The organism is Silanimonas sp. (assembly GCF_027530345.1).
Lineage (GTDB): Bacteria > Pseudomonadota > Gammaproteobacteria > Xanthomonadales > Xanthomonadaceae > Silanimonas.
On sequence record NZ_JAPZQK010000006.1, the window covers coordinates 84,388 to 107,129 of the forward strand.

17 protein-coding genes are annotated in these 22,742 nt (G+C 69.6%); 7 read left to right on the forward strand and 10 right to left on the reverse strand.

Annotation, left to right across the window (positions count from 1 at the left end):
• Window positions 1-5: 5 nt before the first annotated feature.
• Window positions 6-752: an electron transfer flavoprotein subunit beta/FixA family protein gene (locus O9255_RS03330; RefSeq protein WP_297865414.1), complete on the reverse strand. Its 747-nt coding sequence runs from the start codon at window positions 750-752 to the stop codon at window positions 6-8.
• A 145-nt stretch (window positions 753-897) separates the two neighbouring features.
• Between O9255_RS03330 and O9255_RS03335 the strand changes: the two genes are divergently transcribed.
• Genes O9255_RS03335 through cysN form a run of 3 tightly spaced genes read left to right on the forward strand, consistent with a single transcriptional unit; the run spans window position 898 to window position 5,048 of the window.
• Window positions 898-2,319: a mannose-1-phosphate guanylyltransferase/mannose-6-phosphate isomerase gene (locus tag O9255_RS03335; RefSeq protein WP_297865415.1), complete on the forward strand. Its 1,422-nt coding sequence runs from the start codon at window positions 898-900 to the stop codon at window positions 2,317-2,319.
• 9 nt (window positions 2,320-2,328) lie between these two features.
• Window positions 2,329-3,228, forward strand: coding sequence for a sulfate adenylyltransferase subunit CysD (gene cysD / locus O9255_RS03340; RefSeq protein WP_297865416.1), 900 nt, complete (start codon window positions 2,329-2,331; stop codon window positions 3,226-3,228).
• Entirely contained in the window at window positions 3,228-5,048 is a 1,821-nt protein-coding gene (gene cysN / locus O9255_RS03345; protein ID WP_297865417.1) for a sulfate adenylyltransferase subunit CysN, read from the forward strand. Before cysD (O9255_RS03340) ends, cysN begins: the two co-directional genes overlap by 1 nt.
• A gap of 12 nt (window positions 5,049-5,060) precedes the next feature.
• Here cysN and O9255_RS03350 read toward each other — a convergent pair whose 3' ends face one another.
• Genes O9255_RS03350 through O9255_RS03375 form a run of 6 tightly spaced genes read right to left on the reverse strand, consistent with a single transcriptional unit; the run spans window position 5,061 to window position 11,009 of the window.
• Window positions 5,061-5,921: a hypothetical protein gene (locus tag O9255_RS03350; RefSeq protein WP_297865418.1), complete on the reverse strand. Its 861-nt coding sequence runs from the start codon at window positions 5,919-5,921 to the stop codon at window positions 5,061-5,063.
• Between the two features lie 25 nt (window positions 5,922-5,946).
• Entirely contained in the window at window positions 5,947-6,876 is a 930-nt protein-coding gene (rfbD, locus tag O9255_RS03355) for a dTDP-4-dehydrorhamnose reductase (protein WP_297865419.1), read from the reverse strand.
• Window positions 6,873-7,430 (reverse strand): dTDP-4-dehydrorhamnose 3,5-epimerase, encoded by a 558-nt coding sequence (rfbC, locus tag O9255_RS03360; RefSeq protein WP_297865420.1) that lies wholly within the window; start codon window positions 7,428-7,430, stop codon window positions 6,873-6,875. The genes rfbD and rfbC overlap by 4 nt, the downstream gene beginning before the upstream one ends.
• Window positions 7,431-7,440: 10 nt before the next feature.
• Entirely contained in the window at window positions 7,441-8,328 is an 888-nt protein-coding gene (rfbA, locus tag O9255_RS03365) for a glucose-1-phosphate thymidylyltransferase RfbA (RefSeq protein ID WP_297865421.1), read from the reverse strand.
• Between the two features lie 10 nt (window positions 8,329-8,338).
• Entirely contained in the window at window positions 8,339-9,397 is a 1,059-nt protein-coding gene (gene rfbB, locus O9255_RS03370; RefSeq protein ID WP_297865422.1) for a dTDP-glucose 4,6-dehydratase, read from the reverse strand.
• Between the two features lie 10 nt (window positions 9,398-9,407).
• The gene (locus tag O9255_RS03375; protein ID WP_297865423.1) at window positions 9,408-11,009 is read right to left on the reverse strand and encodes an electron transfer flavoprotein-ubiquinone oxidoreductase; all 1,602 of its coding nucleotides are present in this window, start codon (window positions 11,007-11,009) and stop codon (window positions 9,408-9,410) included.
• Window positions 11,010-11,242: 233 nt separating this feature from the next.
• Here O9255_RS03375 and O9255_RS03380 point away from each other — a divergent pair, with 233 nt between their 5' ends.
• Window positions 11,243-11,779 carry an alpha-ketoglutarate-dependent dioxygenase AlkB gene (locus tag O9255_RS03380; protein ID WP_297865657.1) on the forward strand — a complete coding sequence of 179 codons (537 nt, stop codon included), beginning with the start codon at window positions 11,243-11,245 and terminating at the stop codon, window positions 11,777-11,779.
• Window positions 11,780-12,315: 536 nt separating this feature from the next.
• Complete coding sequence (locus tag O9255_RS03385; protein WP_297865424.1) at window positions 12,316-15,390, forward strand: hypothetical protein; 3,075 nt, start codon at window positions 12,316-12,318, stop codon at window positions 15,388-15,390.
• Here the strand turns inward: O9255_RS03385 and O9255_RS03390 are convergent, their stop codons facing one another.
• Genes O9255_RS03390 through O9255_RS03400 form a run of 3 tightly spaced genes read right to left on the reverse strand, consistent with a single transcriptional unit; the run spans window position 15,391 to window position 19,702 of the window.
• Entirely contained in the window at window positions 15,391-16,134 is a 744-nt protein-coding gene (locus O9255_RS03390) for a phosphoadenylyl-sulfate reductase (RefSeq protein WP_297865425.1), read from the reverse strand.
• Window positions 16,131-17,828, reverse strand: coding sequence for an assimilatory sulfite reductase (NADPH) hemoprotein subunit (cysI, locus tag O9255_RS03395; RefSeq protein ID WP_297865426.1), 1,698 nt, complete (start codon window positions 17,826-17,828; stop codon window positions 16,131-16,133). Before cysI ends, O9255_RS03390 begins: the two co-directional genes overlap by 4 nt.
• On the reverse strand, window positions 17,828-19,702 hold the full coding sequence (locus O9255_RS03400; RefSeq protein WP_297865427.1) for an assimilatory sulfite reductase (NADPH) flavoprotein subunit: 1,875 nt from the start codon (window positions 19,700-19,702) through the stop codon (window positions 17,828-17,830). Before O9255_RS03400 ends, cysI begins: the two co-directional genes overlap by 1 nt.
• A gap of 214 nt (window positions 19,703-19,916) precedes the next feature.
• On the opposite strand from O9255_RS03400, the gene cysD (O9255_RS03405) reads away from it, so the two are divergent.
• Window positions 19,917-20,816 carry a sulfate adenylyltransferase subunit CysD gene (gene cysD / locus O9255_RS03405; protein WP_297865428.1) on the forward strand — a complete coding sequence of 300 codons (900 nt, stop codon included), beginning with the start codon at window positions 19,917-19,919 and terminating at the stop codon, window positions 20,814-20,816.
• A complete protein-coding gene (cysC, locus tag O9255_RS03410; RefSeq protein ID WP_297865429.1) occupies window positions 20,816-22,738 on the forward strand; it encodes an adenylyl-sulfate kinase in 1,923 nt (640 codons plus the stop codon). Before cysD (O9255_RS03405) ends, cysC begins: the two co-directional genes overlap by 1 nt.
• The last annotated feature ends 4 nt before the right edge of the window (window positions 22,739-22,742 follow it).

The window sequence follows — 22,742 nt, forward strand, 5'->3', positions numbered from 1 at the left end:
CCGGCTTACGCCAGACCCTTCTGCTTCAGCAGCGCCACCAGTTCGGCGACGTCCTTCACCATCACGCCCTTCGTGCGCTTCGGCGGCGGGGCGTAGTGGGTGGTCTGCAGGAAATCCGCGGCTTCGACGCCGAGATCAGCGAGCTGCAGCGTCTCCAGCGGCTTGCTCTTGGCCTTCATGATGTCCGGCAGCTTGATGAAGCGCGGTTCGTTCAAGCGCAGGTCGGTGGTGATGACGGCCGGGAGGTCGACTTCGAGGGTCTCGAGGCCGGCGTCCACTTCACGGGTCACGGTGGCGACATCGCCGGCGACCTCGACCTTCGAGGCGAAGGTGGCCTGCGGGCGGCCCCACAGCGTGGCCAGCATCTGGCCGGTCTGGCTGCTGTCGTCGTCGATGGCCTGCTTGCCGAGGATGACGATGCCGGGCTGCTCCTTCTCGACCAGCTTGAGCAGGGCGCGGGCGGCGGTCAGCGGCTGCACGGCCGTATCGGTGACCACGTGGATGGCGCGGTTGGCGCCCATGGCGAGGCCGTTGCGCAGGTGGGCCTGAGCGTCGGCCGGCGCGATCGTCGCGACGATCACTTCCGTGGCGAGGCCCTTCTCGCGCAGGCGCAGGGCTTCTTCGAGGGCGATGTCGTCGAAGGGGTTCGGCGAGAGCTTGACGCCCTCGGTGACGACGCCGGAACCGTCCGGCTTGACCTGGATGCGGACGTTGTAGTCCACCACCCGCTTGTAGGCGACGAGGATCTTCATGGGGGCACTCGGTTCGGGCCGGGGCAGGGCGCCGGCCGGTGGGAAGGAAGCCCGCCGATTTTAGCCGGAAACCCCCGTGTTCAGGACTTGAACGGATGGGAATCCGTCCCGGCGCGGTATTCTTCGGGCCTTCGACTCACGTGATGTGCGCATGATCGTCCCGGTCATCCTCAGCGGCGGCAGCGGCACCCGCCTGTGGCCGCTGTCGCGGCAGAACCTGCCCAAGCAGTTCCTCGCCCTCGCGGGCCCGGACACGCTGTTCCAGCAGACCGTGAAGCGGGCCGCCGGCGTGCCCGGCGCCACCGCCCCGCTGGTGGTGGCCAGCGACGACCACCGCTTCCTCGCCGGCGAGCAGCTGCAGGCGATCGGCGTCACGCCGCGGGCCATCGTGCTGGAGCCGCTGGCTCGCAACACGGCCCCGGCCATCGCCTTGGCCGCGCTGCAGGTGGCCGAGCGCGACCCGGCCGCGCTGCTGCTGGTGCTGCCGGCCGACCACCGCATCGGCGCGCCGGAGCGCTGGGTCGCCGCCGTGCAGAAGGCGCGGGCGCAGGCCGCGGGTGGCGCGCTCGTCACCTTCGGCATCGCGCCGACCGAAGCCCACACCGGCTACGGCTACATCCGCTGCGGCGGGCCGCTCGACGAAGGCGTGTTCGCCGTCGAGCGTTTCGTCGAGAAGCCGGACGCCGCCACCGCGCACGCCTACCTCGCCGACGGGCGTTACGTGTGGAACGCCGGCATCTTCCTGTTCCGCGCCGACCGCTACCTCGAGGAGCTGGCCGAGCACGCGCCGGCCATGCTGGCGGCGGCCCGCGAGGCTTTGGCGAACGCCAAGGCCGACCTCGACTTCATCCGCGTCGACCGCGAAGCCTTCGCCGCCTCGCCGTCGGATTCGATCGACTACGCGGTCATGGAGAAGACCCGTCGCGCCGCCGTGGTGCCGGTGGATTGCGACTGGAACGACATCGGCTCCTGGAGCGCGCTCTGGGCGATCGGGCCGCAGGATGCACAGGGCAATGTGGTGACCGGCGACGTCGTCGCGCGCGACACCCGCGACTGCCTGCTGCACGCCGTGGGCGACCACCTGATCGCCACCGTTGGCGTGCGCGATCTCGTCATCGTCGATACGCCGGACGCCACGCTCGTCGCGCATCGCGACCGCGTTCAGGACGTCAAGGCGATCGTTGATTCGCTCAAGAGCGCCGGCCGGGGCGAGCACGTCAACCACCGGCAGGTGTACCGGCCGTGGGGGCACTACGACAGCGTCGACAAGGGCGAGCATTTCCAGGTCAAGCGCATTGTCGTGAAGCCCGGCGCGAGCCTCAGCCTGCAGAAGCACGCCCACCGCGCCGAGCATTGGATCGTCGTCGACGGCGTGGCCGAGGTGACTTGCGACGAGCGCGTCTTCCGCCTCGAGAAGAACCAGAGCACGTACATTCCGAAAGGGAGTGTGCATCGGTTGCGCAACCCCGGCACCGAGCCGCTGGCGCTGATCGAGGTACAGAGCGGCGACTACCTCGGCGAGGACGACATCGTGCGCCTCGACGACGTCTACGGCCGGCATGCCTGAGGCCCGCGCATGGCGCTGAGCCACCTCGACCGGCTGGAGGCCGAGGCCATCCACGTGCTTCGCGAGGTGGCGGCGCAGTTCCGCAACCCGGTGCTGCTGTATTCGATCGGCAAGGACAGCACCACCTTGCTGCACCTGCTGGTGAAGGCGTTCGCGCCCGCACCGCCGCCGATTCCGCTGCTGCACATCGACAGTACCTTCGAGTTCGCCGAGACCTACCGCTTCCGCGATGCCGTGCCGGCGCGCTACGGCGTCGAACTGCGCGTGCACGTGAACGCCGAGGGCGTGGCCGCCGGTATCGATCCCTTCGTGCACGGCGTTTCAGTGCACACCGACGTGATGCGCACGCAGGGGCTCAAGCAGGCGCTTGCTCTGGGCGGCTACGACTGTGCCATCGGCGGCGCGCGTCGCGACGAGGAGAAGTCGCGGGCCAAGGAACGCATCTTCAGCTTCCGCAACGCCGCGCTGCGCTGGGAGCCGAAGGCGCAGCGGCCGGAGCTGTGGAACCAGTACAACGGCCGCGTCCATCCCGGCGAGAGCGTCCGTGCCTTTCCGCTCTCGAACTGGACCGAGATGGACGTCTGGCGCTACATCGAGCGCGAAGGCATCGCGCTTCCGCCCCTGTATTTTGCTCGGGAGCGGCCAGTCGTGGAGCGCGACGGCGTGCTGCTCATGCGCGACGACGCGCGCATGCCGCTGCGCGAGGGTGAGCGCGAAGTGCTGCGCAAGGTCCGCTTCCGCACGCTGGGCTGCTGGCCCTTCACCGGCGGCGTGGAATCGGACGCCGATACCGTCGCGAAGATCATCGCCGAGCTGGAGCAGGTGACGACCTCGGAACGGCAGGGCCGGGTGATCGACCACGCGCCTGGCGATTCGATGGAGAAGAAGAAGCAGGAGGGTTACTTCTGATGGACCGCCTGCGCCTCATCACCTGCGGCAGCGTCGACGATGGCAAGAGCACCTTGATCGGTCGTTTGCTCCACGACACGCGCCAGGCCAGCGACGACCAGATGGCCGCGCTGGCGCGCGATTCGGCGAAGCACGGTACCCAAGGCGAGGCGCTCGATTTCGCCCTGCTCGTCGATGGGCTCGCCGCCGAGCGCGAGCAGGGCATCACCATCGACGTGGCCTACCGCTACTTCAGTTCGCCGAAGCGGCACTTCATCGTGGCCGACTGCCCGGGCCATGAGCAGTACACGCGCAACATGGCCACGGGCGCCTCGACGGCCGACCTCGCCATCGTGCTCGTCGATGCGCGCAAGGGCGTGCTGCCGCAGACGCGCCGCCACAGCTGGATCTGCGCGCTGCTGGGCGTGAAGCAGGTCGTCCTCGCCGTGAACAAGATGGACCTCGTCGGATGGAGCGAGGCGGTGTTCGAGGCGATCCGCGCCGAGTACGTCGCACTCGCCGAGGCGGTCGGCATCGAGCGCGTGCAGGCGGTGCCGGTGTCTGCGCTGGCCGGTGACAACCTGACCCGCCGCGGCGACGCAGCCTGGTACACCGGCCCGACCCTGCTCGAGCATCTCGAGGCGGCGCCGGTGCCCGCCCTCGACACGCAGGGCGCCGCGCGCTTGCCGGTGCAGCTCGTGCTGCGCCCGCACCAGGACTTCCGCGGCTATGCCGGCACCTTGGCCCAGGGCCGTCTGTCGAAGGGCGATGCGGTCCTCGTGCAACCCTCCGGCCACGAGGCGGTCGTTGCCTCGGTCGCGATCGGCGGCCGCGAGGTCGAAGCGGCCGAGGCCGGCCAAGCGGTCGTCGTCACGCTTGACCGCGAGCGCGACGTGTCGCGCGGCGACGTCATCAGTGCAGCCTCCTCGCCCTTGCCGGTGAGCGACCAGTTCGTGGCGCACGTGGTTTGGATGGACGAGGCGCCGCTCGTTCCGGGGCGCGGTTATTGGCTGCGCATCGGCACGCGCGAGGTGGCCGCCACGGTCACGGAAATCAGCCACCGCATCGAGGTCAACACACAGGCGCACGAGGCCGCCAAGCAGCTGGCGATGAACGACGTCGGCCTGGTGAAGCTGAGCCTCGCCGCGCCGATCCCGCTGGCGACGTACGCCGAGTCGCGCGCACTGGGCGGCTTCATCCTCGTCGATCGCCTGACGAACGCCACCGCCGGTGCCGGCGTGGTGCGCCACGGCCTCCGCCGGGGCGAGAACGTCCATTGGCAGGCCTTCAGCGTCGACAAGGCCGTGCGTGCCGCGCAAAAGAGCCAGACGCCGCGCTGCGTGTGGTTCACCGGCCTCTCGGGCTCGGGCAAATCGACGATCGCCAATCTCGTCGAGCGTGGCCTCGTCGCCCAAGGGCACCACACCTACGTGCTCGACGGCGACAACGTGCGCCATGGGCTCAACCGTGACCTTGGGTTCACCGAGGCCGACCGCGTGGAGAATCTTCGGCGCGTGGCGGAAGTCGCGAAGCTGATGGTCGATGCGGGGCTGGTGGTGCTGGTGAGCTTCATCGCGCCCTACGCCCGCGAGCGCGAGACGGCGCGCAGCCTCTTCGCGCCGGGCGAGTTCGTCGAAGCCTTCGTCGATACGCCGCTCGACGTCTGCGAGTCGCGCGACGTGAAGGGTCTCTACGCCAAGGCCCGTGCGGGGAAGATCCCGAATTTCACCGGCATCAATGCGCCTTACGAGCGCCCCGAGGCGCCGGACCTGCGGCTCGACACGACGGCGGCGACGCCGGAGGTGCTGGCGCGGCAGGTGATCGACGCGATCGGCGGCTGAGTTCGCGCCGGCTCAGCCGGCGAGCGTCGATTCGATCGCCGCGACGAAGCGCTCGGCCGAGCCGGGCGCATGGTCGAAGAACAGCGAGGGCTCGGTGAGCTCGAGTTCCAGCAGCTGCGGTCCGTCGGTCGAGGGCAGCAGGTCGACGCGCGCATACAGCGGTGCGCCACCGGGGATCGCCGCCAGCGCACGATGCGCCACCTCGATTTCCGCCGACGAGGGCTCGCGCGGCGTGATGGCTTCGGGGGCGAACAGGGCCGCGGTGGCCGCGCCGTCGCGTTGCAGCAGCGGCCCCTTGCGGATGGCGTGGGAGAAGCGCCCCGCGAAGAACAGGAGCGCGGTTTCGCCAGCGGTATCCACGGCCTCGAGGTAGGGCTGCACCAGCACGTGGCGGCCGGCGTCGAGCAGTCGCTTCGCGTGCGCGATGGCGGCGGCGCGGTTGGGCGCGGTGTAACGCTGGGTGTCGCGCGAGCCGGCGCCGATGCAGGGCTTCACCACGAACTCGGCATGGGCCGGAAAGCTCGCCGGATCATCGCCCGGGGCGAGGAAGTGCGCCGGGATCACCGGAACGTCTTTTGCGGCGAGGTCTGAGAGGTAACGCTTGTCGGTGTTCCAGCGCACGAGGGCGGGCGGGTTCAGCAGCCGCGTGTTCGCCGCGACGCGCTCGCACCAAGCGAGGAACTCGACCGGGCACTCGGTGTAGTTCCACGTTGACCGCAACAGCGCGAGGTCGAAGCGCGACCACGATACGGTCGGGTCGTCCCAGGCCACGGCCTCGGCCACGTGGCCGCGCGCGCGAAGCGCGTCGAGCAGCGGCGGCAGGTCGTCGTCGAGCGCGAAGGCGGCGATGGCGGTGGCGAGGGCGATGCGCATGGCGAAGTGGGTCCCGGGCGGCCGATCAGCGAGGCAGTGCGGTCAGCTGGTCGAGCACCTCGTCGAGGCCTTGTCGCCAGTCCGGCAGTTGCACAAGGGCATTCCGCTTCAGCTTGCCGCTGTCGAGCACCGACCACGCGGGGCGTGCGGCGGGCGTCGGGTAGGCGCTCGACGGGATGGCTTCGACCGAAGGTGCCTTCGCCAACAGGCCGCGCGAGACGGCGCCGGCGAAGATCGCTTCGGCGTAGGCGTGCCAGCTGGTCTGGCCCTGTGGCGCGAGGTGGTATAGCCCGCGCGCGCCGGCTTCGAGGGCCTTCAAGGAGGCTTCCGCGATCCAGTGCGCCGGCGTCGGTGCGCCGATCTGGTCCGCGACCACGCGCAGGCTGTCGCGCTCCGCGCCGACGCGCAGCATGGTGCGGAGGAAGTTCGCGCTGTGCGCGGCGTACACCCAGGCGAGGCGGAAGGTCACGGCGTCGGCGCCGCTGGCGGCCAGGGCCTGCTCGCCTTCGAGTTTCGTGCGGCCGTAGACCGACATCGGGCCGGGCGCGTCGTCCTCGCGGTACGGCCGGGTGCCGTCGCCAGCGAAGACGTAGTCGGTGGAGTAGTGCACGACGGTGGCGCCGATGGCCTTCGCCGCTTCGCCGAGCTCACCCACCGCCGTCGAGTTGATGCGGCGGGCGAGGTCGACTTCGGATTCCGCGCGATCGACCGCGGTGTAGGCGGCAGCATTGAGGACCACGGCAGGCGCGACCTCGCGCACCAGCGCCGCGAGCGCGCCCGGTGCGGAAAGGTCGCAGGCGAGGGCCGCGCCGCCATCGGGCAGCGTGCCGTGCAGCGAGCTCATCACCGGCGCGATGCCGCGTGCGGCCAAAGCCTTCCGCAGCTCGGTGCCGAGCTGGCCGTCGGCGCCGACGAGCAGCACGGGGCCCTTCGTCAACGGGCTCGACGGGCTCATGTCGCGAACACCGGCAGGCGGGCTTCGGCGATGTCGGCGAGGAAGGGCGCCTTGGCGTCCTTGTCCGACAGCGAGGGCTCGGCGACCGGCCAATCGATGGCGAGTTGGCCGTCGTTCCAACGCACGCCGGCGTCGGCCTCGCGGTCGTACAGCGCCGTGCAGAGGTAGGAGAAGGTGGCGCGCTCGCTCAAGACCACGAAGCCGTGGGCGAAGCCTTCGGGGATCCAGAACTGCTTGCGGTTCTCCGCGCTGAGCACCACGGCGGCGCTACGGCCGAAGGTCGGCGAGCCGCGGCGGATGTCGACGGCGACATCCCAGACTTCGCCTTCGAGCACCTGCACGAGCTTGCCCTGCGGATTCGGCCACTGGTAATGCAGGCCGCGCAGCACGCCGCGCGTCGAGGTGGAGACGTTGGCCTGCACGAAGTTGGCATGGATGCCGGCCGCGGCGAACTTCGCGGCGTTCCAGTTCTCGAAGAAGGCACCGCGGGCGTCGCCGAACACGGCGGGCTCGATGATGGTGCAGCCGGGCAGGGCGGTTTCAATGAACTTCATGCGCGGGTCCTCAGGCCACCGGGCCGTGTGTCAGCAGCGAGAGCAGGTACTGGCCGTAGCCGTTCTTGGCCAGCGGCGCGGCGAGGGCTTCGAGCTCCGCGGCGTTGATCCAGCCGTTGGTGTAGGCGATTTCTTCCGGGCAGGCCACGCGCAAACCCTGGCGCTGCTCGATCGTCTCGATGAAGTTGCCGGCCTGCAAAAGCGACTCGTGCGTACCAGTGTCGAGCCACGCGTAGCCACGCCCCATCTTCTCGAGATGCAACGAGCCGTCCTCGAGGTAGCGGCGGTTGAGATCGGTGATCTCAAGTTCACCGCGCGGCGAGGGCTTCAGCGCGGCGGCGAATTCGGGCGCGCGACCATCGTAGAAGTACAGGCCGGTAACGGCGTAGTTCGACTTCGGCTGCGCGGGCTTCTCCTCGAGGCCGACCACGCGGCCTTGCGTGTCGAACTCGGCCACGCCGTAGGCCTTGGCGTCCTTCACCCAGTAGCCGAACACGGTCGCGCCGGACCCGCGCGCGTCGGCGCGCTTAAGAAGCTCGGTGAAACCGCTGCCGTGGAAGATGTTGTCGCCGAGCACGAGGCAGGACGGCGCACCGTCGAGGAACTCGCGGCCGAGGATGAACGCCTGCGCCAACCCATCCGGGCTCGGCTGCGCGACGTACTCGAAGCGCATGCCCCACTGCGACCCATCACCCAGCAGGGCCTTGAACATCACCTGCTCGTGCGGGGTGTTGATGATCAGCACCTCGCGGATGCCGGCCAGCATCAGCACGCTCAAGGGGTAGTAGATCATCGGCTTGTCGTACACCGGCAGCAGCTGCTTGCTGACGCCCTTGGTGATCGGATAAAGCCGCGTGCCGGAGCCGCCGGCGAGGATGATGCCCTTGCGTTGCGTCATGGCGCCCTCCTCAGGCCTGCGTGCCGATGCGTTCGAGGCGGTAGCTGCCGTCGAGGATCTTGCCGACCCAGGACTCGTTGGCGAGGTACCAGTCGACAGTGCGGGCAAGGCCCTGCTCGAAGCTGAGGGTCGGTGCCCAGCCCAGTTCGCGCTTCAGCTTCGAGGCATCGATGGCGTAGCGCTTGTCGTGGCCCGGGCGGTCCTTCACGAAGGTGATCTGCACGCGGCGCGACTGGCCGTCGGCGCGCGGGCGGCGCGCATCGATGGCGTCGCACAGGGCGTGCACCACCTCGATGTTGCGGCGCTCGGCATCACCGCCGACGTTGTAGGTCTCGCCGACGCGGCCGCCCGCGAGCACGTCGCGGATCGCAGCGCAGTGGTCGCCCACGAACAGCCAGTCGCGGATGTTGCTGCCGTCGCCGTAAACCGGCAGCGGCTCGCCCTTCACCAGCTTCTGGATCATCAGCGGGATCAGCTTCTCGGGGAACTGGAACGGCCCGTAGTTGTTCGAGCAGTTCGTCGTCAGCACCGGCAATCCGTAGGTGTGGTGGAAGGCGCGGACCAGATGGTCGGAGGATGCCTTCGAGGCCGAGTAGGGCGAATTCGGCGCGAACGGGGTTTCTTCGGTGAAGTAGCCCGTGTCGCCGAGCGAGCCGTACACCTCGTCGGTGGAGACATGCAGGAAGCGGAACGCGGCGGCGCGCTCGGCCGGCAGCGCCTTCCAGTAGTCGCGCGTGGCCTCCAGCAGGGCCAACGTGCCGACGACATTGGTCTGGATGAAGGCGGCCGGGCCGTCGATCGAGCGGTCGACATGGCTCTCGGCGGCGAAGTTGATGACCGCATCGACGCCGTGTTCGGCCAGCAGGCGCGAAACCAGCGCGCGGTCACCGATATCACCGTGCACGAACACATGGTCGGCATCGCCGTCGAGCGCGGCCAGCGTGTCGCGGTTGCCCGCGTAGGTCAGTACATCGAGGTTGATGATGCGTGCTAGCCCGCGCTGTCGCGCCTCGAGCACGAAGTTGCCGCCGATGAAACCGGCGCCGCCGGTGACCAGCCACGTGGGCATACGATTGTCCTTAAAGGTTCTGGTAGTTCGGACCCGCGGCGCCTTCCGGCGTCACCCAGTCGATGATCTGGTAGGGGTCCTTGATGTCGCAGGTCTTGCAGTGCACGCAGTTGGCCGCGTTGATCTGCAGGCGCGAACCGGCCTCATCCTTGACGATCTCGTAGACGCCGGCCGGGCAGAAGCGCGTGCAGGGGTTGCCGTACTCCTCGGCGCACGTCGTGATGCAGACGTTGGTGTCGGCCACGCGCAGGTGCACGGGCTGGTCTTCGTCATGCTCGGTGGCTGCGAAGTACACGCCGGCCAGGCGATCGCGCGGCGCGAGGCTGCGCTCGACGTAATCGCGCTTCGGGCTTTCCTGCTGCGAGAGCTTGGTCAGGCTGCTCCAGTCCGGCGAGACCTTCAGGGTCCACGGCGAGGCGCCACCGGTGACCGTTTCCCAGCCCGAGTTCACGAGGCCGAACAGAAGCCCCTTCTTGAAGCCCGGCTTGAAGTTGCGGACCTTCTTGAGCTCGGCGTAGGCCGGCGAAGCGCGCAGCGCGGCGTCGAAGCCGTCGGCCACCGGGCCCTTCGCCGCGACGTGGTCGGCGGCGAGCATGCCGCTGCGGATCGCCTGGTGGACGCCCTTGATCTTGGGCACGTTGACGAGCCCGGCATCGCAGCCGATCAGGATCGCGCCGGGCATTTCGGTCTTCGGCAGGCTCTGGTAGCCGCCGGTGACGATGGCGCGCGCGCCGGCCGACAGGATCGTGCCGCCTTCAAGCAGCGGCTTGACCGACGGGTGGTGCTTCCACTGCTGGAAGGCCTCGTGCGGCTGGTAGTTCGGGTCGCGGTAGTCGAGGCCCGAGACGTAGCCGAGCGCAATGCGGTTTTCCGTCAGGTGGTACAGGAAGCTGCCGCCGTAGGTGCGCGAATCCGCCGGCCAGCCGAGGCTGTGCACGATCTTGCCGGGCGTGACGCGGCCTTCCGGCACCTGCCACAGCTCCTTGATGCCGATCGAGTAGCTCTGCGGGTCGCACTCGGCGTCGAGCGCATACTGCTTGATCAGGCGCTTGGCGAGGTGGCCGCGTGCGCCCTCGGCGAGCACGGTCAGCTTGGCGCGGATGTCGATGCCCTGCGTGTACGTCGGCTTGTGCGAACCGTCCTTCGCCACGCCCATGTCGCCGATGCGCACGCCGACCACGCGGCCTTCCTCGACCAGCGCTTCAGAGGCCGCGAAGCCCGGGTAGATCTCGACGCCCAGCGCCTCGGCCTGCGGAGCCAGCCAAGCGCAGGTGGCGCCCAGCGAGACGATGAAGTTGCCGTGGTTCGCCATCTGCGGCGGTACCACCGGGAACTTGAAGCCGCCGGTCTTGGTGAGGAACCAGAATTCATCGTCGGTGGCCGGCACGCAGACCGGCGGCGGGTTCTCGCGCCAGCCGGGCAGCAGCTCGTCCAGCGGGCCGGGTTCGATCACCGCGCCGGAGAGCACCTGCGCGCCGATGGTCGAGGCCTTCTCGATCACGCAGACCGTCGTTTCCGGCGACTTCTGCTTCAGGCGGATGGCAAAGGACAGGCCGGCGGGGCCGGCACCGACGACGACGACGTCGTACTCCATCACATCGCGTTCGGACATAAGCGGGACCTTGGGGATTCCGTGGGGCGCTGGGCCATTCAAGCCCGTATTGTCGCCGGGGGAGGGGGGGGCTGTCATGGCAGGGCTCCGGACGACCGCGACCGCGCGGGGTTCACGCGGGCTTCGGTGATGATCGCGACGTGACCAGCGCCGATCTCTTCCCGCATGAACCCGTACCGTCCGCGCGCCAGGGCGAGCCTTGGGCAGCGCGTGTCCGCGTTGAATGCGATTGGCTGCCGGCCGCCGCCGCCGCGGCCCTGCGGGCGCGTCTGGTCGCCGAGGTGCCGTGGACGGTCCATCGCATCCGGATGTTCGGCCGTTGGGTCGATTCGCCGCGATTGAGCTGCTGGATGGGCGATCCAAAGGCCCGCTACCGTTATTCCGGCGCCCTGTTCGAGCCCGAGCCGTGGCATCCCGCGATCGAGGCCCTGCTGCCGCGCCTTGAGGCGGCCTGCGGCGCTCGATTCAACAGCGTGTTGCTCAACCGGTATCGGGACGGTGGCGATTCCATGGGCTGGCACAGCGATGACGAGCCCGAGCTCGGCACAGACCCGGTGATTGCCTCGTTGAGCCTCGGGGCCGAGCGCCGCTTCCTGCTGCGGATGCGGGCTGACCACGCCGTGAAGATGGAGTGCCGCTTGGCCGATGGAGACCTGCTGGTGATGCGTGGCGATTGCCAGCGCGTGGCGCAGCACGCTTTGCCGAAGATGGCGGGCGTGAAGGCCGAACGGATCAACCTGACGTTCCGGTGGGTGATGCCGGCGCGCTAGAGCCTCGCGAAGGGGGGTGCTAAGGTTTCCGGCGAGTTCCCCCCCTGAGTGATGTCGCCCATGGATTGGCGTTCCCCCCTGATCGCGCTCGCGGGCGCGCTGTCCCTCGTCGCGGTTTCGTCGAGTGCGGAGGCGCAGTCCTCCGCGGACTCCCGAGACTGCGCGAGGCCCGGTGTCGTTTGCGTCCCCATCGCCGGCAACGTCGTGTTCGAGGCGGGTGCCACTCCGCCGGCCGAGGTCGAGGTCCGCGCCAATTTCGGGTCCCTCGAGGGCTATGAAGAGCAGTTGGTCATGCGCGCCACGGCTCCGGAGTATCGATTCGAAGCCCGGATTCCACAGAACTTGTCCCCGGAGTTTTCCCTCTTTGGCCTCCCTGGACCTTGGCTCAGTGATCGCGCCGTTGCGCTGTCCCGCGTCTAGACCGCGCAGTCGATCACGCTGCGGTCCGAGGTGGGAGTGCCGGTCACTGCCACCTTCCGTTACCCGCCGGGAACGGTGTCCCCCCCCCGTCATTCGAGGCCAGCGTTCGCCTCTCGGTGGGCGATCGCTGGTTCACGCCGGTGCAGGTCACCAATGGCCAGTTCGACTTCTTCGCGCGGCGCGGCTCGGCATACACGATTTCCGCCTCGCCGAGTGGGTTCGGGAAAGTGCGCGTCGAGTTTCCTGCGCAGTCCATCGCGCACAGCGTCATCGTCGACATCGATCCGCCGCCGAGGCCGATCCCGCAGCGTGTCGTGCTGCTCGAGGGGCGGGAGATCGCCGGGAGCCTGACCGGATCGTTGCGGATTCCCATTGTTCTCGCCGAGCGCTCGTCCACCGGCGGCGGACCCCTGCCTTACACGCTGTCGCTGCGCCCAGGGCCGGGCTTCGACAACGCTGTTTTTGTCTCGTCATCGTCGGTGGTCGAAACGGGCCGGCGGCAGCGGATCGGCTTCCTTTGGAGCGGCATTCGGGACGACAGCCAGCGCAATGGCACGCGCACGGCGGACCTTCAGTTCACCCGGGTGACGACGTGGCTTCCCCCTGCGCCTGACGTGGGTCTCACCGTCCTCGACGACGAGACGACCGTGACGGTGCCCGTCCTGTCGGTGGTTGGTGTGACGCCAGCCCCCTGCTGCAACGGTACGGCGACGATGCTTCGGCGCTTGGAGGGTGGCCCTGGCGAAGGCTGGACGCTCACTCTGGAACTGGACCGCCCTGCGCCGCCGGGTGGCGCGGAAGTCACCGTTGACACGGTCGCGGATCTCGAGCCGCTTGATCCGCGATTCCCGCAAGGCGTTGCCGTCGAGGGCGTTGATTACCGGCCTCTGAGCCAGCGCGTCGTCTTTCTGCCCGGGAGCCGCTCGGCCACCGTGCGCATCGAAGGCATCGGCAACGACCGCGTCGATCCTGAGCGGTACTTCTTCCTGACGTTCACCGATCCGCGCGAGCTGGTGGCGCGCAGCCCGACCGTGGAGCTCCGAATCGTCAACGACGAGGTCGATCTCACTCCGGCGGCGCGTCCTGACCTGCTGCCCGTGACCCCGCTGCCTCGCGCCAACGCGCTCGACGTGCTCGGCAACGACGTGGTCGTGGCGTCGCGCTATGTCGGTGGACGTCTCGAGATCACCGAAGGCCCGCGTTTGGGATCGGCCGATGTCGATACGCGCGGCACGGCGTCGCCGGCCGATGATCGGATCGTGTACACGCCGCAAGCGGGGCGTGGCGGGCAGATGGATCGCCTTCGCTACCGCCTTTGCGGCACCTTCGACGAGAACTGCATCGCGGCGAGGGTCGACATCCCGATCCGCCCCGTGGCCTCGCCCTCGACGGCGCTGCTCGCTGCCACGGCGTCGGGCTTCCGTGATGTCGTGTTTTCCGGCTTGCCCGCCTTGCCGGACGCGCGCGTCGAGCCGCTGTGGCGCGCGATCGACCCCAGCGAAGTGGTGGGGGGCGAGGTCGCGCCCAACGCGCCGACGCGATTCGCCTATCGATGGAACGAGCGGCTGCCACTCACGTCACTGGACCCCGGTGTTGGCGAGTTGGCGCGCACGGTCCTCGTGCATCTTGAGGGCTCCCCGCTCGCTGATCTCGATCTGCACGTCGCCTACGACGCCGACGCCAATGGCGTCATCAGCGACGCCGAGCTGCTGTGCTCGTCGGCGTCGACGGGTGCCAGCGAGACCTGCGTCACGACGATCCGCCAGACCGCGACCGGGCCGAGCGAGGTCCTGATCGCGGTGTCGAACCCCGGCGCCAACCCCGAGCGCTACGCACTGCTGCGCGGAGGCATCGACGGCGTCCGCGCCGCTCCCGGCGTGACGGCCACGAGCCCCACGCGTCTCGCCGAGGGCGAAGCGTTTCCTGTCCGTCTCGCGTGGCGCGCTGATGCAACGCGGCTCGGCAGCGGTGCTCTCGGGTGGCTGCGACTGCGCAATGCCGACGGCGCCTCGCTTGGCGATGTTCCGATGATCATCCGGCTGCCCGAGGCCGGCGCGCTATCGTCCTTCTTCTTCCCGTCCACGCCGTTCGCGCTGGTTCCGGGTGTGCAACACACCCCATTGCTGGGTGGCTTTGCGCCTCATGATCGAATGTTCGTCGACGTCGCGCCCGGAACCGCGCAGCTCATTCTCTCCGCCGAACTTCCGCCGGGCGCCAAAGGATCGCTCGTGGCAAGCCTCCGCCGCGTGCCCATGCCGACCGGCGGTGACGGGGCCGACATCGTCCGCGCGCCGCCGGAAGATGCGGCATCGATCGTCCGGAGCGGCGGACGCAGCCTCGATATCGTCGTCGACGCGCCCGCACCGGGGCGTTGGTACGTCGTCCTCACCGCGGGGGTGCCCGGCAGCCGGACGGTCGCCGTCACGATCACGGCCCGGCTCGGGGTCGGTGCCCCGGCGCCTCAGATCCGCCCCGGCGGCTACTTCAACCCGTCGCGTTCGGGCCATGGGCTTTTCCTGTACCCCGCGGCGAGCGACTGGGCGGGGCTCTGGTACACGTATTCGCAGGACGGTTCGCCGGTCTGGTACTACCTGCAAGGCGCGAGGCCGGGCGCGAACGGGATCTGGACCGCGCCGATCTTCCGCTCGGGCTGGAACGGCAGCCGCAACCATTTGACCGAAGTGGGGCGGGCGACGATCACGCCGACGGCGGCGGATGCCTTCCAGTTCACCTACGTGCTGGATGGCGAGCTGGGCAGCGAACCGTTCTCGAGCTTCGGCCGCGGCTGCCCGAGCATCGGCGGCCGGGTGGTGGATGCGAGCGGCCACTGGTTCGACCCGGCGCGTGCGGGCACGGGGTACAGCGTGCAGCTGCTGCCGAACTACGAGTTCCATGCGGTGTTCGCTTACTCGGCGCGCGGCGTGCCGCGTTTCCTGGTGGCGGAGCGCAATGGCGTGAGTTCGGCGAACGAGGCCCTGCCGCTGCAGCAGCTGCGCGGGTTCTGCCCGCTGTGCGTGCGGACGGGCAACCCGGAGCGCAGCAATGTGGGCGTGCTCCGGCGCGAGTTCGTGAATGGTCAGCTGTCACGGATCGGCGTGGAGGCGTCGTTCGCGAACGGCACGCCGGGCACGTGGGTCGCGAATGACACCGTGACGCCGCTGGGCAGCCTGCAGGGCTGCGCGGCGAACTGATCAGCTCGCGATGGCCACGGGTGCGGGCTCATGCAGCCCGCACTCGCGCTTGAGGCCGAAGAAACGCGTGGCTTCGGCGTCCACATCCGTCGACAGCGGGCGCGTGGTGTGCACGTCGCCGATGGACACATAGCCCTCGTCCCACAGCGGATGCCACGGGAGTGCGTGGGCCTTGAGGTACGCGCCGATGTCGCGATCGCTCCAGTCGACGATCGGATGGAGCTTCCACCGCGCGCCTGCGCGTTCGAGCACGCGTCGATGTTCGCGTGTGCTGGCTTGGCTGCGTCGCAGGCCGGCGATCCACAGCGTGGCACCGAGGCCGTCGAGCGCACGCTGCATCGGTTCAACCTTACGCAGGTGGTTGTAGCGCTCGATGCCGTCGAGGCCTTGTTCCCAGAGCTTGCCGTGCCGCGCTTCGAACCAGGCCGGTGAGTCGTCGGCCCGCGCCACGTGCAGGTTCAGCGCGAGGCGATGGGTGAGCGCATCGGCGAAACGGTAGGTCTCGGGGAACAGGTAGCCGGTGTCGACCAACACCACCGGCAACTCCGGCGCCTGCCGGGTGACGAGATGAAGCACGGCGGCGGACTGCGCGCCGAAGCTGGTCGAGAGCACGGCGCGGCCGGGCGTGTTGGCCAACGCCCACGTGATCCGGGCATCGGCGTCGAGGGCGTCGAGTGCGTCGTTCAGCGCGTCGAGCGCGGCGTCGTCGGCCCAGGCCTCGGCCAGCGTGACCTCCGCGCTCACGCCAGCACCAAGGGGATCGGGCCGGGCTTCGGCGCGACGACAGCGCTGCGCACGAGGAAATCGCCGAAGCGTTCGTCCGCGCGGCGGTCTGCGGCATAGGCCGCGATGAGCGGTTCGAGCGCGGCAAGGATCTGCGCTTCGTCGACGTTCTCGCGGTACAGCGCGTTCAGGCGTGCGCCGCGGTGGTCGGCGCCGAGCATCAGGTTGTAGCGGCCGGGTGCTTTGCCGACGAGTGCGATTTCGCCGAGGAAGGGCCGCGAGCAGCCGTTGGGGCAGCCGCTGATGCGCAGGTGGATGTCGGCCTCGTTCACTCCGTGGCGATCCAGCAGCGCCTGCACACGTTCGACGAAGGCGGGCAGGTAGCGCTCGGCCTCGGCCATGGCCAGCGCGCAGGTCGGCAGCGCCACGCAGGCCAGCGCGTTCAGCGCCAGCGGCTTGGCGCGGCGGAATTGGTCGAGCCCAAAGGTCGTCACCAGCGCGTCGACCGTCGTTCGCCCGGTTGGCGACAGCCCGGCGATGACGAGGTTCTGGTTCGGCGTCAGGCGGAACTCGCCTTCCCCGGCCTCCAGCAGGGCCTGTGCGACGGCGCGCAGGCCGGTCTGCCACAGCCCGGCGTCACCGTCCTGCACGCGGCCGGCGGTGATGCGCAGCGTCAGGTGCGCGCGGCCGTCCTCGCCTTCGACCCAGCCGAAACGGTCGCCGTTGTGGGTGAAGGCCAGGGGCTTGGGCGGCGCGAGCGTGACGCCGCTGCGCTGCTCCACCTCGGTGCGGAACGCGTCGAGGCCGACACGGTCGATCGTGTACTTGAGCCGCGCGTGCTTGCGCACCTTGCGGTTGCCGAGGTCGCGCTGCGCGGTGACGACGGCGGTGGCGACCGGGATCAGCTGCTCCGGCGTGATGAAGCCCAGCGGATCGGCGAGGCGCGGGTAGGTCTCGGCGTCGCCGTGCGTGCTGCCCATGCCGCCGCCGACCAGCACGGTGTAGCCGGTCAGCACGTCGCCGTCGAGGTGAGCGACGAAGCCGAGGTCCTGCGCGAACACGTCGACATCATTGGTCGGCGGAATGGCGAAGCCGATCTTGAACTTGCGCGGCAGGTAGGTGCTGCCATAGATCGGCTCGGCGGCCGGATCGCCGCCGGCCACGCGTTCCTCGTCCAGCCAGATCTCGTAGTAGGCGCGGGTGTTCGGCAGCAGGTGCTCGGAGAGTGCGGCCGCCTGTGCGTACACGGTGGAGTGCGCCGCCGAGACCTGCGGGTTCGCGGCAACCGCCACGTTGCGGTTGACGTCGCCGCAGGCGGCGAGGGTGTCGATCAGCGCGGCGTTGATGGCCTTCATCGTGGCCTTCAGTTCGCGCTTGATGACGCCGTGGAACTGCACGGCCTGGCGCGTGGTGATGCGCAGGCCGCGTTCGGCGAAGTCGTTCGCCACGCCGTCCAGCTTCAGCCACTGCGTGGGCGTGAGCACGCCGCCCGGCGTGCGGGTGCGGATCATGAAGCTGTAGGCCGGCTCGAGCTTGGCGACGCGGCGCTCTTCGCGCAGGTCGCGGTCGTCCTGCTGGTAGCTGCCGTGGTACTTGATGAGGATCTGGTCGTCGTCGCGCAGCGCGCCGGTGACTGGATCGGCGAGGCTGGCCTCGAGCGTGCCGCGCAGGCCGGCGCTCTGGCGCTTGATGTCTTCGACGGAATGCGTGGCCATCAGTAAACGTCCCGGGCGTAGCGGGCGGTGCGTTCCAGCCCGGTGAAGTAGTCGGCGGCGGCATCACGATCGAGGCCGCCGTGCTGCTGTGCGATGGCCAGCAGGGTGGCGTGCACGTCCTTGGCCATGCGCGTGGCGTCGCCGCAGACGTAGAGGTGCGCGCCGTCCTGCAGCCAGCGCCAGAGCTCGGCACCTTGCTCATTGATCCGATGCTGCACGTACGTCTTGGCGGCGCCATCGCGCGAGAAGGCGAGGTCGAGGCGGTGCAGCTGCCCGGCCTTCAGCGCCTTCTGCCATTCCACTTGGTAGAGGAAATCGCTGCGGAAGTGCGGGTTGCCGAACACCAGCCAGTTCCGGCCGCTCGCGCCCGTGGCGGCGCGATGCTGCACGAAGCCGCGGAAGGGGGCCACGCCGGTGCCCGGCCCGATCATGATCACGTCGCGCGAGGCATCGGTAGGCAGACGGAAGCGTTCGTTGCCTTCGATGAAGAGCCGCGCGGTGTCGCCTTCCTTGAGCGTCGCGAGGTAATGCGAGGCCGCGCCGTAGCGCAGGCCGTCCCGGCCTTCGAAGACTTCGTGGCCCACGGTGAGGTGCAGCTCGTCGCCGACGGCCTCGCGGCTGGAGGCGATGGAGTAGAGCCGCGGGGCCAGCGGGCGCAGCGAGCGGACCAGATCGTCGGCCGCCCACGACGCCGGGTGCTCGGCCAGCAGGTCGAGCAGCGGCGTGCGCTGCAGCAGGGCGGCACTCTCACCCGCATCAGCGAGCGCGGACGCGAGGCGCGCGCTGTCACTGCGCTCCGCGTGGGCCTTGAGCAGCGGGCGATTCAGGCGCGTGAGCTCGCGGCGTTCGCCCAGCCAACGACGCAGCGGCAGAGCCGTGCCGTCGAGATCCACCACGGCGTCGCCATCGAGGCCGGTCGCTTCGAGGATCGCCTCGACCAGCGCCGGGGCCTGCACCGGCCACACGCCGGCGGCGTCGCCCGGCGCGTAGTCCAGCGTGGCGGGATCGATAGCGAATTCGAGGTGCCGCGTGTCGCGGTCGCTGCCGCGTCCGGTGAGCCGCGTGTTGGCCAGCAGTTCGGCGGCCACCGGAGCCTCGCGGGTGGCGGCCTTGCTCGCCAGCGCGGGCGATGCGCCGCCATCGACAAGCGCGACGCGCAGGCCTTGGGTCTCGGGCGATTCGGTCTTCGATGCCGGCCGCAGTGCCTCCAGCGTGCGCAACACGTCCGCACGCCACGGCACCGCCACGGTGTCGATGTCCACATCGGCCTCGCCCAAGGGCGCGAGGCGGGTGCCGCCGAGCTCGGCCAAGCGCGCGTCGAGTACGCGGCCGATCTCGCAGAACTTGGCGTAGCTTGAATCGCCGAGCCCCAGCACGGCGAAACGCAGGCCCTCCAGCTTCGGCGCGCGGCGGCCGGTCAGGTGTTCGACAAAGCCACGAGCGTCATCCGGCGGGTCGCCGTCGCCCTGCGTGCTGATGACGACGATCAGTTGCGTTTCGCGCTTGAACTCGGCCAGCGGATAGGCGTCGGCGCGCAGCAGGCGGGCCTTCAGGCCTTGCGCACCGGCTTCCGACAGCAATGACTCGGCCGCGCGCTTCGCATTGCCGGTCTGGCTGCCGTAGACGATGGTCAGCGTGTCGACCTCGGTCGTCGCCGAAGCGAGGGCCGCGGGCAGACCGGGTAGGGCGGTGGCGCCGGCCAACACGCCGTCGGCGGCGCGCGTTTGCGGCGTGGCCAAGCCGGCGAGGTAGCCCGACACCCACCACAGCGTGGCCGGGTCGAGGCCTTCCGTCAGGCGCTGCAGCAGGGCGCGGCGCTCGGCATCGAGCGGCAACGGGGAGGGGGGCGAAGGGGACGACAGCGGAAGCGACATGGGCGCGCCAGTGGGCCAGAGCGAAGGCGCAGTCTGGTTCCCGCCCCGGCCACGCCGGAAAGCGAAACCCGGCATACGGTGATAACCCCGGTGCATGTGCCGCGGCCGGCGCTCGCGGGGCATAGGGAGATAACGGCCGGGCATTTCCGGCGAGGGCAAGGGCATTTCGATACTGCGCCCCATCGGGCACCGCCCCCTCCTTCGACTTCGCCCCATGGCCCTGTCCCACCTCGACCGCCTCGAAGCGGAGAGCCTGCACATCCTCCGCGAGGTGGCGGCGCAGTTCCGCAACCCGGTGCTGCTGTACTCCATCGGCAAGGACAGCACGGTGCTGCTGCACCTGTTGAAGAAAGCCTTCTACCCGGCGCGACCGCCGATCCCGCTGCTGCACATCGACAGCACCTTCGAGTTCCGCCAGACCTACGAATTCCGCGACCAGGTGCCCGATCGCCTCGACGTCGAACTGCGCGTGCACATCAACGAGGACGGGCTGAAGGCCGGCATCAACCCATTCATCCACGGCGCGGCCGTGCACACCGACGTGATGCGCACGCAGGGCCTGCGCCAGGCGCTGGCCCGTGGCGGATACGACTGCGCCATCGGCGGCGCGCGCCGCGACGAGGAGAAGTCGCGCGCGAAGGAGCGCGTGTTCAGCTTCCGAGACGCCCACCAGCGCTGGGACCCGAAGGCGCAGCGCCCGGAGTTCTGGGACCTCTACAACGGACGCATCCACAAGGGCGAGAGCGTGCGCGCTTTCCCGATCTCGAACTGGACCGAGCTCGACGTGTGGCTCTACATCCTGCGCGAGGGCATCGAACTGCCGCCGCTGTATTTCGCCGAAACGCGGCCGGTGGTCGAGCGCGACGGCACCCTGATCATGGTCGACGACGAGCGCCTGCCGCTAAGGCCCGGCGAGCGGCCCGAAGAAAAGAAAGTGCGCTTCCGCACGCTGGGCTGCTACCCGCTCACGGGTGGCATCGAATCCGAGGCGGACTCCGTCGAAGCCATCGTCGAGGAGTTGCTCGTGGCGACAACCTCTGAACGCCAGGGCCGCGTGATCGACCACGACCCCAACAGCTCGATGGAGCTGAAGAAACTCGAGGGCTACTTCTGATGGACGGCACGCCTGCTTACCGATTGCCCGAGGACGACGGCCTGCCGACGCCGCGCCCCGACGCGCGTCGCGCGCTGGCCGACCACGAGGCCCTGCCGCAGCTGCGCTTCATCACCTGCGGCAGCGTCGACGACGGCAAGAGCACGTTGATCGGCCGCCTGTTGCACGACAGCGGCAGCCTCGCCGAGGACCAGCTCGCGACGCTCGCCAAGGACAGCGCGCGCATCGGCACGCAGGGCAGCGCGCTGGATTTCGCCCTGCTGGTTGATGGTTTGGATGCCGAGCGCGAGCAGGGCATCACCATCGACGTGGCCTACCGCTACTTCAGCAGCGCGCGCCGCCGCTTCGTCGTCGCCGATTGCCCAGGCCATGAGCAGTACACGCGCAACATGGCCACCGGCGCGTCCACCGCCGACGCGGCCGTCGTGCTGGTCGATGCCCGCAAGGGGGTGCTGGCGCAGACGCGTCGCCATTCGCGCATCGTCCGCCTGCTCGGCCTCACCCGCGTGGTGCTGGCCGTGAACAAGATGGACCTGGTCGGCTGGGACGAGGCGCGCTTCAAGGCCATCGTGGCCGACTACCGCGTGCTGGCCGACGAACTCGGCTTCGCGGAAGTGCAGGCCATTCCGCTGTCCGCCCTGCACGGCGACAACGTGCTGGCACGTTCGGCGCAGACGCCGTGGTTCCAAGGCACGCCGCTGTTGCCGGCCTTGGAGGCCTTGCCCGCGCGCAGCGCGCCGGGCGAGGGCGGATTCGTGCTGCCAGTGCAGTGGGTGAATCGCCCGCATCAGGATTTCCGCGGTTTCGTCGGCACGCCGGTGCGCGGTCGCGTGCGCGTGGGCGACGCGGTGCAGGTGCTGCCGGCCGGCACCCACGCCACCGTCGCGCGCGTCATCGGCCCGGGCCGCGAGCTTGTCGAAGCAGAGGCCGGCCAGCCGGTGACCCTCGTGTTCAACGAGGAAGTCGATGTGTCGCGCGGTGATGTGGTCGTCGCCGCCGAGGCGGCCCCGGTGCTCGCCGACCGCCTGCGTGCCGACGTGGTGTGGCTCGATGCCGAGCCGCTGCGCCCCGGCCAGCGCTACGCGCTGCGCGTTGGTCCGAAGCAGGCCGTGGCCACCATGGCCGCCATCGAGCACCTGCGCGACATCCACAGCGGCGGCACGCACGGCGCGGACGCGCTCGCCTTGAACAGCATCGGCCGCGTCGAACTGAGCCTCGACCAGCCGCTGCCACTCGCTCCGTTCGCTGACGGCGACGCGCTCGGCCGCTTCATCCTCGTGGACCGCGCCACGAACGCGACGGCCGGCGCCGGCCTCGTCATCGAGCCCATCGCGCGCGGCAGCGAACGCGCTTACGCGCAGGCCTTCAGCGTCGGCCCCGCCGAGCGCGCGAAGGTCAAGGGCCAGCAGGCGCGCTGCGTCTGGCTCACCGGGCTCTCGGGCGCCGGCAAGAGCACGCTCGCCGATGCACTGGAACGCCGCCTGCATGCCGAAGGCCGCCACACCATGCTGCTGGACGGCGACAACGTCCGTGGCGGTCTCTCGAAGGACCTCGGCTTCGCGCCCGAGGACCGCCGCGAGCACGTGCGGCGCCTTGGCGAAGTGGCGAAGCTGATGGTCGACGCCGGGCTCGTGGTGATCGTCAGCGCCATCTCGCCCTACCGCGCCGACCGCGACGCGGTGCGCTCGCGTTTCGCGCCCGGCGAGTTCGTCGAAGTCTTCGTCGATGCCTCGTCCGCGACCTGTGCCGCGCGCGATCCGAAGGGCCTTTACGCCAAGGCGAAGGCGGGTGGCTTGAGCCACGCCATCGGCGTGGGTGGCGACTACGAGGCGCCGGAGCACCCGGAGGTGCATGTCCTTGCCGACAAGGAGCCGATCCAGGCACTTATCGCCAAGGTCATTGCCGGACTCCCGTTCGATTGACATT